This is a genomic window from Pectobacterium sp. A5351 (genome assembly GCF_028335745.1).
GTDB lineage: Bacteria > Pseudomonadota > Gammaproteobacteria > Enterobacterales > Enterobacteriaceae > Pectobacterium.
In genome coordinates, this window is sequence record NZ_CP116477.1 from 1,002,784 (window position 1) to 1,016,148 (window position 13,365).

At 53.0% G+C, this 13,365-nt stretch carries 14 protein-coding genes; 12 read left to right on the forward strand and 2 right to left on the reverse strand.

All coding sequences use genetic code 11. The features are described from left to right. The first annotated feature begins 98 nt into the window (after positions 1-98). From skp to tilS, 10 genes are all read left to right on the forward strand, one after another. The gene (gene skp / locus O1Q74_RS04780; RefSeq protein WP_012773638.1) at positions 99-596 is read left to right on the forward strand and encodes a molecular chaperone Skp; all 498 of its coding nucleotides are present in this window, start codon (positions 99-101) and stop codon (positions 594-596) included. A gap of 3 nt (positions 597-599) precedes the next feature. Then, positions 600-1,622 (forward strand): UDP-3-O-(3-hydroxymyristoyl)glucosamine N-acyltransferase, encoded by a 1,023-nt coding sequence (lpxD, locus tag O1Q74_RS04785; protein ID WP_271876522.1) that lies wholly within the window; start codon positions 600-602, stop codon positions 1,620-1,622. A gap of 84 nt (positions 1,623-1,706) precedes the next feature. After that, entirely contained in the window at positions 1,707-2,180 is a 474-nt protein-coding gene (fabZ, locus tag O1Q74_RS04790; RefSeq protein WP_172644777.1) for a 3-hydroxyacyl-ACP dehydratase FabZ, read from the forward strand. 4 nt (positions 2,181-2,184) lie between these two features. After that, complete coding sequence (gene lpxA, locus O1Q74_RS04795) at positions 2,185-2,973, forward strand: acyl-ACP--UDP-N-acetylglucosamine O-acyltransferase (protein ID WP_014700903.1); 789 nt, start codon at positions 2,185-2,187, stop codon at positions 2,971-2,973. Positions 2,974-2,976: 3 nt separating this feature from the next. Further along, positions 2,977-4,128 carry a lipid-A-disaccharide synthase gene (gene lpxB / locus O1Q74_RS04800; RefSeq protein WP_271876526.1) on the forward strand — a complete coding sequence of 384 codons (1,152 nt, stop codon included), beginning with the start codon at positions 2,977-2,979 and terminating at the stop codon, positions 4,126-4,128. A gap of 35 nt (positions 4,129-4,163) precedes the next feature. Further along, on the forward strand, positions 4,164-4,760 hold the full coding sequence (rnhB, locus tag O1Q74_RS04805; protein WP_271876529.1) for a ribonuclease HII: 597 nt from the start codon (positions 4,164-4,166) through the stop codon (positions 4,758-4,760). Positions 4,761-4,844: 84 nt separating this feature from the next. Further along, entirely contained in the window at positions 4,845-8,327 is a 3,483-nt protein-coding gene (gene dnaE, locus O1Q74_RS04810) for a DNA polymerase III subunit alpha (protein WP_271876531.1), read from the forward strand. A 12-nt stretch (positions 8,328-8,339) separates the two neighbouring features. After that, a complete protein-coding gene (accA, locus tag O1Q74_RS04815; RefSeq protein ID WP_039490410.1) occupies positions 8,340-9,299 on the forward strand; it encodes an acetyl-CoA carboxylase carboxyl transferase subunit alpha in 960 nt (319 codons plus the stop codon). A 159-nt stretch (positions 9,300-9,458) separates the two neighbouring features. Continuing rightward, positions 9,459-9,848 (forward strand): VOC family protein, encoded by a 390-nt coding sequence (locus O1Q74_RS04820; RefSeq protein ID WP_271876537.1) that lies wholly within the window; start codon positions 9,459-9,461, stop codon positions 9,846-9,848. Continuing rightward, positions 9,838-11,187: a tRNA lysidine(34) synthetase TilS gene (gene tilS / locus O1Q74_RS04825; RefSeq protein ID WP_271876540.1), complete on the forward strand. Its 1,350-nt coding sequence runs from the start codon at positions 9,838-9,840 to the stop codon at positions 11,185-11,187. Before O1Q74_RS04820 ends, tilS begins: the two co-directional genes overlap by 11 nt. Before the next feature lie 149 nt (positions 11,188-11,336). Here tilS and rof read toward each other — a convergent pair whose 3' ends face one another. Beyond that, entirely contained in the window at positions 11,337-11,597 is a 261-nt protein-coding gene (gene rof / locus O1Q74_RS04830; protein WP_271876543.1) for a Rho-binding antiterminator, read from the reverse strand. Then, entirely contained in the window at positions 11,584-11,784 is a 201-nt protein-coding gene (locus O1Q74_RS04835) for a YaeP family protein (RefSeq protein WP_010285748.1), read from the reverse strand. Before O1Q74_RS04835 ends, rof begins: the two co-directional genes overlap by 14 nt. 239 nt (positions 11,785-12,023) lie before the next feature. Here O1Q74_RS04835 and O1Q74_RS04840 point away from each other — a divergent pair, with 239 nt between their 5' ends. Both O1Q74_RS04840 and nlpE read left to right on the forward strand, forming a co-directional pair. Then, positions 12,024-12,578: a YaeQ family protein gene (locus tag O1Q74_RS04840; RefSeq protein ID WP_271876546.1), complete on the forward strand. Its 555-nt coding sequence runs from the start codon at positions 12,024-12,026 to the stop codon at positions 12,576-12,578. A gap of 73 nt (positions 12,579-12,651) precedes the next feature. Next, positions 12,652-13,347, forward strand: coding sequence for an envelope stress response activation lipoprotein NlpE (gene nlpE, locus O1Q74_RS04845; protein WP_271878753.1), 696 nt, complete (start codon positions 12,652-12,654; stop codon positions 13,345-13,347). Positions 13,348-13,365: the final 18 nt, after the last annotated feature.

Here is a 13,365-nt window from a genome sequence, read left to right on the forward strand (position 1 = left end):
CATGGATATGAACGGTTGAACAGAAGCCGTTCATATTATGGCGTGATGCTCATAATTAAAGTGTTAAGACACAAATAGGTTAGGTTGAGGAGTTTATAGTGAAAAAGTGGTTATGTGCCGCAGGCCTCGGTTTAGCATTGGCTGCTTCAGCCAGCGTTCAGGCTGCTGACAAAATTGCCGTTGTTAACGTCTCCAGCATTTTCCAACAGCTGCCGCAGCGTGAGACCGTTGGCAAACAGCTGGAAAACGAGTTCAAAGGCCGTGCTTCTGAACTGCAATCTATGGAAAACGATTTACAGACCAAGATGCAGAAGTTGCAGCGTGATGGTTCTACCATGAAAGCGAGCGATCGCAGCAAAATGGAGAAGGACGTCATGGCGCAGCGCGAGCAGTTCTCTACCAAAGCGCAGGCTTTTGACCAGGACAACCGTCGTCGTCAGATGGAAGAACGTAATAAAATCCTGAGCCGTATTCAGGATGCCGTGAAAGCGGTTGCAACCAAAGAAGGCTATGATGTTGTGATTGACGCTAACGCTGTGGCGTATGTCGCCAATGCGAAAGACATTACTGCCGATGTGCTGAAACAGGTTAAATAAACCATGTATTCAATTCGACTGGACGCGTTAGCTCAACAGTTGGATGCACAATTACACGGTGATGGCGATATCGTCATCACCGGTGTTGCTTCTATGCATTCGGCAAAAACTGGGCAAATTACGTTTCTTTCCGACAGTCGTTACCGTGAGCAACTGGCTGGGACGCAAGCGTCAGCGGTCGTGCTGACGGAAGCGGATTTACCTTACTGTCAGGTCACTGCGCTGGTAGTGAAGAATCCCTACCTTACCTATGCGCGTATGGCGCAACTGCTGGACACGACGCCTCAACCGGCAACTGACATTGCGCCGAGCGCGGTTATTGCTCCAGACGCGATGCTGGGCCAGCAGGTATCCGTTGGCGCAAATGCCGTCATTGAATCTGGCGCACAACTGGGCGATGGCGTTGTTATTGGCCCCGGCTGCTTTATCGGTAAAGATGCCCGCATTGGCGCGGGTACCCGTTTGTGGGCAAATGTAACGATTTATCACCGGGTTGAGTTGGGTGAACATTGCCTGATTCAGTCGGGAACGGTTATCGGTTCAGACGGTTTTGGCTATGCCAACGATCGCGGTAACTGGGTGAAAATCCCGCAGTTAGGAACGGTCAGAATTGGCGATCGGGTTGAGATCGGCGCAAGCACGACTATCGATCGTGGCGCGTTGGATGATACGGTCATTGGCAATGGTGTTATCATTGATAACCAATGTCAGATTGCGCACAACGTCGTGATTGGCGACAATACCGCGGTAGCGGGTGGCGTCATTATGGCGGGGAGCTTGAAAATTGGTCGTTATTGCATGATCGGTGGTGCCAGCGTCATTAACGGGCACATGGAGATCTGCGATAAAGTGACGGTAACGGGAATGGGGATGGTCATGCGACCCATCACAGAACCTGGGGTATACTCTTCGGGCATTCCTTTGCAACCCAACAAAGTATGGCGTAAAACCGCAGCGCTGGTGATGAATATTGATGAGATAAGCAAACGGTTGAAAGCCGTTGAACGAAAAGTCGATAACGTTTAATCACTCGCGTTTTTATTTGCGGCCTGCCTGAAGACACCTAATTTAGGGTCTGCGCAGGCCGTGTTGTTGATGGCATCAGTTTTTATGGACAGGAAGAGTATTTTGACTACTGACACTCATACTCTGCATATTGAAGAGATTTTAGAACTATTACCGCACCGTTTCCCATTTTTACTGGTTGACCGGGTATTGGATTTTGAAGAGGGGAAGTTTCTGCGAGCGGTGAAAAATGTCTCTTTCAACGAACCCTTCTTCCAGGGGCATTTTCCGGGCAAACCCATTTTTCCCGGCGTGCTGATTCTGGAAGCGATGGCTCAGGCTACCGGTATTCTGGCGTTTAAAAGCGTGGGCAAACTGGAACCGGGTGAGCTGTACTATTTCGCCGCTGTTGACGAAGCGCGCTTTAAGCGCCCTGTACAGCCAGGCGATCAAATGATCCTTGAAGTTGAATTCATCAAAGAGCGTCGCGGCGTTGCACGCTTTAAAGGTGTTGCCAAAGTTGATGGCGAAGTGGCCTGCGAAGCGTCAATGATGTGTGCTCGCCGTCGGGAGTCTTGATAACGTGATTGATCAAACCGCCTTTATTCACCCAAGTTCGATTGTTGAAGACGGTGCCATTATTGGCGCTGGCGTTCATATTGGCCCATTCTGCTATATCGGTTCTCAGGTTGAGATCGGTGCGGGTACGGTGCTGAAATCACATGTCGTCGTCAATGGCGTCACTAAAATTGGTCGTGATAACGAAATCTATCAGTTCACGTCAATTGGTGAAGTGAATCAGGATCTCAAATATGCCGGAGAACCGACCCGCGTTGAGATTGGCGATCGTAACCGCATCCGTGAAAGCGTCACGATTCATCGCGGCACAACGCAGGGCGGTGGGTTGACTAAAGTCGGTAGCGATAACCTGTTGATGATCAACACGCATATCGCGCACGACTGCGTCGTGGGCAATCGCTGTATTCTGGCGAATAATGCCACGCTGGGTGGCCACGTTTCTGTCGACGATTTTGCGATTATCGGCGGGATGACGGCGGTACATCAGTTCTGCATTATTGGTGCTCACGTCATGGTGGGTGGATGCTCCGGCGTGGCGCAAGACGTGCCGCCGTATGTTATCGCTCAGGGTAACCACGCGACGCCGTTTGGCCTGAATATTGAAGGCCTGAAGCGTCGTGGTTTCGAAAAAGAGACCCTGCACGCGATCCGTAACGCGTACAAACTGCTCTACCGCAGCGGTAAAACGCTGGACGAAGTGAAACCGGAAATTGAAGCGCTGGCGGCGGAACATCCGGCGGTGCAGGCGTTTACCGATTTCTTTGCCCGTTCTACTCGCGGCATCATTCGTTAATCCATGTCATCACGTCCTTTGACTATTGGGCTGGTCGCCGGGGAAACTTCCGGCGACATCCTTGGCGCAGGCCTAATCCGGGCGCTAAAAGAAAAGGTGCCCGATGCGCGGTTTGTTGGTGTTGCCGGGCCGCGTATGCAGGCTGAAGGTTGTGAAGCCTGGTATGAGATGGAAGAGCTGGCCGTCATGGGCATTGTTGAAGTGCTTGGGCGGCTTCCTCGCCTGCTGAAAATTCGGCGGGATTTAACCCAGCGCTTCAGTGAGCTCCAGCCTGATGTGTTCGTGGGGATTGATGCTCCTGATTTTAATATCACGCTGGAGGGTAACCTCAAGCAGCGCGGCATCAATACCATTCACTACGTCAGCCCGTCCGTGTGGGCATGGCGTCAAAAACGCGTTTTCAAAATAGGTAAAGCGACCAATCTGGTGCTGGCTTTTTTGCCTTTTGAAAAAGCGTTTTACGATCGTTTCAATGTCCCTTGTCGTTTTATTGGCCACACGATGGCTGATGCAATGCCATTGCACCCTGATAAGCTGGCGGCGCGTGCGATGCTGGGTATTGCGCCAGAAGCGCACTGTCTGGCGTTGCTGCCGGGCAGCCGTGGTGCAGAGGTGGAAATGCTCAGCGCGGATTTCCTCAAGACCGCTGTGCTGCTGTGCCAACATTTTCCCGATCTGGAAATTGTGGTCCCGTTGGTGAACAGCAAACGGCGTGAACAGTTTGAGCAGATCAAAAGCAGTGTGGCCCCCGATTTACGCGTGCATCTGCTGGATGGGCAGGCGCGTGAAGCGATGATTGCCAGTGATGCGGCGCTATTGGCATCCGGTACGGCGGCGCTTGAATGTATGCTGGCTAAATGCCCGATGGTGGTGGGTTACCGCATGAAACCTTTTACCTTCTGGCTGGCACAGCGTCTGGTCAAAACGCCGTGGGTGTCGCTGCCAAATTTGTTGGCTGGGCGCGAACTGGTGACGGAATTGCTTCAGACCGACTGTACACCTGACAAGTTGGCCGCTGCGCTATTGCCGCTGTTTGCTGATTCAGATAAAACGGCTGCGCTGCGTACGACATTTGTGGATTTGCATCAGCAGATTCGCTGTAACGCTGATGAGCAAGCGGCTCAGGCGGTACTGGAATTAGTCAAGCCGCGTTAATAAAACCCTATTCGTAAGACCATGTTAATAAAGCCATGAGTGAAATGTTTATCTATCCGCAGGCGGCCTGTATCGCTGGCGTTGATGAAGTGGGGCGTGGCCCTCTGGTTGGCGCAGTGGTGACGGCTGCGGTGATCCTTGACCCAGCTCGGCCAATTGTCGGGCTGGCGGACTCCAAACAGCTGAGTGAAAAACGTCGGCTGGCGCTCTATGATGAAATCAAAGAGAAGGCGTTGGCGTGGAGCCTTGGCCGGGCAGAGCCGGAAGAGATTGATCAACTGAATATCCTGCATGCTACCATGTTGGCAATGCAGCGTGCGGTGGCTGGATTGGCGGTCGTGCCTGATTTTGTTCTTATTGACGGTAATCGGTGCCCGGCATTGCCGATGCCTTCTCAGGCGGTGGTTAAAGGGGATAGCCGCGTGGCTGAAATCAGCGCGGCCTCGATTATGGCGAAAGTGACTCGCGATCGTGAGATGGTCGAGTTGGATGAACGCTTCCCCGCTTATGGTTTTGCCCAACATAAAGGTTATCCAACGGCTTTTCATCTGGAGAAACTGGCCGCACTGGGTGCCACTGAGTTTCACCGTCGGAGCTTCGCGCCAGTCAAACGAGCATTGGGGCTGGCGTAAAACATCATCATTAACTCTCGGTGTGGTGTGCGCACGTAGTCGTGCCTGCCATGCTGACTAATCGATAAATTCTGGGATCTGGAGATGGCCGAACCACGTTTTGTTCACCTGCGTGTTCACAGTGACTATTCCATGATCGATGGGCTGGCCAAAGTCGGTCCGCTGGTAAAAAAAGCAGCGGCACTCGGCATGCCAGCGCTGGCGATTACCGATTTTACCAACCTGTGTGGGTTGGTTAAGTTCTATGGCGGCGCGCATGGCGCGGGCATCAAGCCGATTATCGGCGCAGACTTTTCTGTCGAAAGCGACGAATTAGGGGATGAACTCGCGCATCTCACTGTTCTGGCGATGAATAATGAAGGCTACCAGAATCTCACGCTGCTGATTTCTCATGCTTATCAGCGTGGTTATGGCGCTGCCGGGCCGACGATTGACCGGGATTGGCTTATTGAGCATCGGGAAGGGCTGATTTTACTGTCTGGCGGTCGCCGGGGCGATGTCGGCCAGTTTTTGCTACGTGGTAACCAGACGCAGGCCGAGCAGTGTCTGGCGTTTTATCAGGAATACTTCCCCCGGCGCTACTATCTGGAACTGACCCGCACGTCACGCCCCGACGAAGAAAGCTATTTGCACGCTGCCGTCGAACTGGCGACAAAGCACGGGTTACCCGTGGTGGCGACCAATGATGTGTGTTTTATCAGCACTGATGATTTTGACGCTCACGAAATCCGCGTGGCTATCCACGATGGCTACACGCTTGACGACCCTAAACGCCCACGTAATTACAGCCCGCAGCAGTACATGCGTTCCGAAGAGGAAATGTGCGAGCTCTTTGTGGATATCCCCGAAGCGCTGGCGAACAGCGTGGAAATTGCCAAGCGTTGTAACGTAACGATTCGTCTGGGTGAATATTTCCTGCCGCAGTTCCCGACGGGTGACATGACCACGGAAGACTTTCTGGTTGAGTGCTCGAAAAAGGGGCTGGAAGAGCGCCTCGAATTCCTGTTCCCTGATCCGGAAGTGCGCGCTGCGCGGCGACCAGAGTACGATGAGCGTCTGGATATTGAACTGGGCGTGATTAACCAGATGGGGTTCCCCGGTTACTTCCTCATCGTAATGGAATTTATTCAGTGGTCGAAGGACAACGACGTGCCTGTTGGGCCGGGGCGTGGTTCCGGTGCTGGCTCGCTGGTGGCCTATGCGCTGAAAATCACCGATCTGGATCCGCTGGAATTCGACCTGCTGTTCGAACGTTTCCTCAACCCTGAACGTGTATCCATGCCTGACTTCGACGTCGATTTCTGTATGGAAAAACGCGATAAAGTTATCGATCACGTTGCGGAAATGTACGGTCGTGATGCGGTATCACAGATTATTACCTTCGGTACGATGGCGGCGAAAGCGGTTATTCGTGACGTAGGACGCGTGCTTGGGCACCCATATGGGTTTGTCGATCGTATTTCAAAACTGGTGCCGCCCGATCCGGGCATGACGCTAGAAAAAGCCTTTGCCGCTGAGCCGCAGTTGCCGGAAATTTATGAGGCCGATGAGGAAGTTAAGGCTCTCATTGATATGGCGCGCAAACTCGAAGGGGTAACGCGTAACGCCGGTAAACATGCGGGTGGGGTGGTGATTTCCCCTACCAAGATTACCGATTTCGCGCCGCTGTACTGCGATGCGGAAGGTAACCACCCGGTTACCCAGTTTGATAAGAACGACGTGGAATATGCCGGACTGGTGAAGTTCGACTTCCTTGGCCTGCGTACGCTGACCATCATCGACTGGGCGCTGGAGATGATTAACGCCCGTCGCGCGAAGCAAGGTCAGGAGCCGATTGATATCGCGGCCATTCCGCTCGACGATAAGAAAAGTTTCGACATGCTGCAACGCTCGGAAACCACGGCGGTATTCCAGCTTGAATCGCGTGGCATGAAAGACCTGATCAAACGCCTGAAGCCTGACTGCTTTGAAGATATGATCGCTCTGGTGGCGCTGTTCCGCCCTGGCCCGCTGCAATCCGGCATGGTGGATAACTTCATCGACCGTAAGCATGGCCGTGAGGCGATCTCCTATCCTGATATCGAATGGCAGCACGAGTCACTCAAGCCCGTGTTGGAGCCGACCTACGGCATTATCCTGTATCAGGAACAGGTCATGCAGATCGCTCAGGTACTAGCGGGCTACACGCTGGGCGGTGCGGACATGCTGCGTCGTGCGATGGGGAAAAAGAACCCGGTCGAAATGGCAAAGCAGCGTGGTGGCTTTGAAGATGGTGCCAAAGCTCGCGGTGTGAACGGCGAACTGGCGGTTAAAATTTTCGACCTGGTGGAAAAATTCGCCGGTTACGGCTTTAATAAATCGCACTCTGCGGCTTATGCGCTGGTGTCTTACCAGACGCTGTGGCTGAAAGCGCACTATCCGGCTGAATTCATGGCGGCGGTAATGACAGCCGATATGGACAACACGGATAAGGTGGTTGGGCTGGTTGATGAATGCTGGCGGATGGGGTTAAAAATTCTGCCTCCTGACATCAATAGTGGGCTGTATCACTTCCACGTTAACGACGATGGCGAGATTGTTTACGGCATCGGCGCGATTAAAGGCGTGGGTGAGGGCCCGATTGAAGCGATTATCGAAGCGCGTAATCAGGGCGGTTATTTCAGAGAGCTATTTGATCTTTGCGCGCGTACTGACATTAAGAAGCTGAACCGCCGCGTGCTGGAGAAGCTGATTATGTCCGGGGCATTTGACCGCCTGGGGCCGCATCGCGCCGCGCTAATGAATTCATTGGCTGATGCGCTTAAAGCTGCCGATCAGCATGCGAAAGCGGAAGCTATTGGTCAGGTGGATATGTTCGGTGTGCTGGCAGAGGCGCCTGAGCAGGTTGAGCAATCTTACAGCACCGTGCCGCCGTGGCCGGAGCAGGTGGTGTTGGATGGTGAGCGGGAAACGCTGGGGCTGTACCTGACCGGCCACCCGATCACACAATATATTAAGGAAATTGAACGCTATGCCGGTGGCGTGCGTTTGAAAGATATGCACCCGACGGATCGGGGTAAAATGACCACTGCCGTTGGGCTGGTGTTGGCGGCTCGCGTCATGGTAACCAAGCGGGGTAACCGTATTGGTGTCTGTACCTTGGACGATCGTTCCGGTCGGCTTGAGATCATGCTGTTTACCGATGCATTGGAAAAATATCAGCATTTACTTGAGAAAGACCGTATCCTTATCGCCAGTGGACAGGTCAGCTTTGATGACTTCAGCGGCGGGCTTAAAATGACCGTCCGAGAGTTAATGGATATCAGTGAAGCGCGGGAAAAATACGCGCGCGGGCTTGCTATCTCGCTGACTGACAGGCAAATTGATGACCAGCTATTAAACCGTCTCCGCCAATCGTTGGAACCCCATCGATCGGGGACGATCCCAGTGCATCTCTATTACCAGCGTGAAGATGCGCGCGCCCGACTACGTTTCGGCGCAGCATGGCGTGTAACGCCTGCCGATGCGCTACTGAACGAGCTGCGCACATTAGTGGGTAATGAGCAGGTGGAACTGGAATTTGACTAATATAGGAATACTATGAGTCTGAATTTTCTTGATTTTGAGCAGCCGATTGCAGAGTTGGAAGCGAAAATTGACTCGCTGACCGCAGTCAGCCGTCAAGACGAAAAATTGGATATTAATCTGGACGAAGAAGTCCAGCGCCTGCGTGAGAAGAGCGTTGAACTGACGCGCAAAATCTTCGCCGATTTGGGTGCCTGGCAGGTTGCGCAGTTAGCGCGCCATCCACAACGTCCTTATACGCTTGATTATATTAAGCATATCTTTACCGACTTTGATGAATTGGCTGGCGATCGTGCCTATGCCGATGATAAAGCCATTGTCGGCGGCATTGCCCGTTTGGATGGGCGTCCGGTGATGATCATTGGTCATCAGAAAGGACGTGAAACCAAAGAAAAGATTCGCCGTAATTTCGGCATGCCTGCACCGGAAGGTTATCGCAAAGCGCTGCGCCTGATGGAAATGGCCGATCGCTTCAAGATGCCGATCATCACCTTCATCGACACGCCGGGCGCTTATCCAGGCGTTGGCGCAGAAGAACGCGGTCAGTCTGAGGCTATCGCGCGCAACCTGCGTGAAATGTCGACGCTGCGTGTGCCAATCATCTGTACCGTTATCGGTGAAGGTGGTTCCGGCGGTGCACTGGCTATTGGCGTGGGCGACAAGGTTAACATGTTGCAGTACAGCACCTACTCAGTTATTTCACCAGAAGGCTGTGCGTCTATCCTGTGGAAGAGTGCGGATAAGGCGCCGCTGGCGGCGGAAGCGATGGGCATCATCGCGCCGCGTCTGAAAGAGCTGAAACTGATCGATACCGTGATTCCTGAGCCGCTGGGTTCGGCGCACCGTAACGTCCCAGTGATGGCCGAATCGCTGAAAGCGCAACTGCTGGCCGATCTGCTCGACCTCGACGGCTTGACGGAAGAAGAACTGTTGAACCGCCGTTATCAGCGTTTGATGAACTATGGTTATTGTTAATAAACTTGGTTATTGTTAATAAACTTGGTTACGGCTAACGCGCGACTGCTGATGAGCTGATTGTTTGATTGAGGTATTATCAATCAAACGATTCTGGCGGTACTTTGAAAATCCGTTGTCAGAAATGACAGCGGATTTTTTGCTATAAGGGGTTGAAGCATGTTGAAGCTGCTTGATGTCCATCACATTGCGGTTATTGCCTCCGACTATGAACGCAGCAAGGCGTTCTATTGTGATGTACTGGGGTTTACGTTGAACCAGCAGGTCTACCGCGAAACTCGGCAGTCGTGGAAAGGGGATCTCTCGCTGAACGGGCGTTATACCATTGAGCTATTTTCTTTCCCCCATCCACCTGCGCGCGTGAGTCGGCCGGAAGCCTGCGGTCTGCGCCATCTGGCTTTTGCCGTGGCTGACATTGAACAGGCCGTCTCCTCGCTGGAACAGTCTGGGGTTGTCTGTGAACCTATACGGATCGATCCTGAAACGCAGCAGCGCTTCACGTTTTTCTCCGATCCTGACGGCTTGCCCTTAGAACTGTATGAGATCTGACGTTGTGAACGGCACTGAATCTGACGATGGATTACTTGACGATGGATTGCTCCAGACGATCGCGGCGCAAACGGCTGGATGCGGGGCGATCCTGCTGGCCTACAGCGGTGGTTTGGACTCCAGCGTGTTGCTGCATCTGCTGGTGGCTGTGCGTCAGCGTTCTGGGCTACCCATTCGTGCGGCTTATATCCATCATGGTTTAAATCCGCTGGCCGATAGCTGGGCTGAACATTGTCGTCAGCAGTGTGAACGCTGGGGGGTGTCGTTTGCCTCGCTGCCAGTGGTGGTTGAGGCGCAGAACGGCGGTATTGAAGCGGCTGCCAGAACAGCGCGTTATCAGGCACTGCAAGCGCATCTGCAAGAGGGAGAAACCCTGCTGACGGCGCAGCATCTTGATGATCAGAGCGAAACGTTTTTGCTGGCGCTTAAACGCGGAAGTGGGCCTGCCGGATTGTCTGCGATGGCGGCACACAGTACGCTGGGTCAGCATCGTCTCATTCGTCCGCTGCTGGGGTTTTCTCGTTTGCAGTTGGAAGCGTATGCGCAGCGGCATCAGCTTCGGTGGATTGAAGATGACAGCAACCAGGATGAGCGTTTCGACCGCAATTTTCTACGCCGCCAGATTTTACCGCGTTTGACACAGCGCTGGCCGCATTTCTCCTCCGCAGTAGCGCGTAGCGCTGAGCTGTGTGCCGAACAGGAACAATTACTCGATGAGTTGCTGGAGGAATCATTACAGACGTTATGTCAGCCGGATGGGGCGCTGAGCATTGACGGTCTGGTGCCGCTAAGCCCGGTGCGTCGTTTTGCGCTGCTGCGTCGTTGGCTGGCGCAGCAAGGGGCGACGATGCCCTCGCGTGAACAGCTGCAACGACTCTGGGATGAGGTCGCGATGAGCCGTCAGGATGCGGAACCGATATTGCAGTTGCATCAGCTGCAAATCCGCCGTTTTCGTCAGCATCTCTACCTGTTGCCGCTGATGACCTCGCTACAGGACTGCATTCTGCCGTGGCAGCCGACGTCATGCTCGCTATCGCTCCCCGACAATCTCGGCACGCTGTGGTTGGCCGATAACGGGATGGCGGTTCGTGCGCCGGAAAACGGTGAGGCGGTGAGCATCCGCTTTTCGACCCAGGGAACCGTGCATATTGTCGGCAGAGCCCACGGGCGACACATCAAGAAACTCTGGCAGGAACTGGGCGTTCCGCCCTGGTGGCGCGACCACACACCACTGGTATTTTACAATGAGCAACTGATTGCGGCCGTGGGACGATTCGTCACGCGGGAAGGGCAGGTGAGAGAACATCAGCCCGTATGGCACGTTGTTTGGGAAAGATAAGGCTTGGGAAAAATAAGGCTTGGGAAAAAGCTAAAGCGGTCTGGATAAAAGCTGACGCTGACACGTGCTGAAATAAAAACGGACAACCTGCGTTGTCCGTTTTGGAAGCGTTTGTTCAGCGTTTGCCGCTGAATGAAAGGAGAAGCCTGTCAGGATTCGCTGACGACGACCTTCCCGATTTCAGGATGACTGAAACTGACGATGTGGTCGAGGCGCAGTTCGCGCGTTGCACCGGAGGCTTCGATCACCAGATATTCGACCTGCTTACGGGAGATCATGTCACTGGCTTTACCGGTTACAATTTCACCATTGCGTAGTTCCAGCGTCAGCGTTAGATTCTGCTGACAAGTGGCTTCCAGGCTGTCGTAATCATCACAGTTGATGGGTTGATATTCATTACTCATTGACATAATCACTCACCAATAAGTTAGCGGCGGCAAAAGCGGCCTGTTCCCTGACGGAGGATGGCAGCGCATCATTCGCGGCAATGCCATCCAGGGTTTTCAAAACACAACCCAGCGAATCGGGTATATAGCCTAGATCGCCGCTGGCGATCTCTGCGTATAAGCGACGTACTAATTCACAGTATTCTTGCACTATATCCTCCCTTGAAAGCTTAGCTCGGTAGATATTCATGCATCATCACCTGTTGTGGTGCGCGATGTTGTAAGCCTACGAAGATAAACTCTATTTATCAAACCGACTATAGCATAGGCACTAACAGGATATCAGTAGTCCTTAGAGGCCTAATCTATCAGTTACGTGGCAGATATCACCTTTACTGTGAGGATGGTGCTAACTCAAGTAAACTAAAGGGAATAACGACGAGGTTACTGATGACACTAAAAGCAACGGTTTACAAAGCAGCAGTTAATATTGCCGATATGGATCGGAATTTTTTTCACGACGCGAACCTGACGATAGCGCAGCATCCGTCAGAAACGGAACAGCGCATGATGCTGCGGCTTTTAGCGTGGATCTGCCATGCTGATGAAAACCTGCGCTTTACCAAAGGGCTCAGTGCCGATGACGAACCGGAAATCTGGCGGCGCAATGATACGATGGAGCTGGAATTGTGGATTGAGCTAGGCCTGCCGGATGAAAAACGGCTTAAGAAAGCCTGCAACCAGTCGCGCGCCGTGGTGCTATACGCGTACAGCGAGCGTGCGGCGCAGGTTTGGTGGAGTGCGATAGCAAGTAAGGTTTCCGGATACAAGAATCTGGCTATTCGCTTTTTGGATGATAATCAACTGACTCAGCTTGCCGGGCTGGCCGCACGCACGATGGCATTACAGGCAACGATACAGGAAGGCACGATCTGGTTGTCTGACGATAAGAATAGTCTGGAAATAGCATTTTCTGAGTGGAAAATTCCTCAGACTCAGGGATGATAACGGGCTGGACAGGTTCCAGGGCATTGAGTCAGAACGATAAAAACAGGGCAGAGACGGCAGGACAATAATGATGAAAAAACTGGCTATCGGTGTGCTGTTGATTGCAGGAATTTCTGGGTTGATCGGGTGTCATACCCGTTCACAAATTCAGGAAGAATCCCTTAAACCAATGGCGCAAAGTTATCGTGGTGTTTTACCCTGTGCAGACTGCGGAGGGATTGATACGTCGCTGTTTTTGGAAAAAGACGGGACTTTTGTGCTGCGAGAGCAGTATCAAACGACGCGAGCAGGCAACAACACGTTCGCCTCCTATGGGCAATGGCGACGCACCGCAGATAAGCTGGTGCTGACGGATAGTTCGGGAGAAAAACGCTACTTCCGCCCGGTTGATAAGGGGTTGGAAATGCTGGATCAGCAAGGGCTCCCCATCAACTCCTCTCTTCCTCGTCAACTGACGGCAACTGAGCAGCCTTTGCCAAATACGCCGATGGTAATGAAGGGGATGTACCGCTATCTGGCCGATGCTGCGACGTTCTCTGATTGCGCTACGGGTAAAATGTTTGTGGTGGCGAGTAATGCCGCGCTGCAAAGGATGTATCTTCGTACGACGGTGTCGGCTGGCGAACCGGTACTGGTTTCCTTTACCGCGCATTTTGCCGTGATTCCATCGATGGAAGAAGGGCAGATGGTGAAAGCGGTGGTCCCCAACAGCAGTGATAACGCACGTATGCGAGCGCGAGCAAACTGCGATACACAGATAGACTAACGCAGCGTTAAAAAGAAA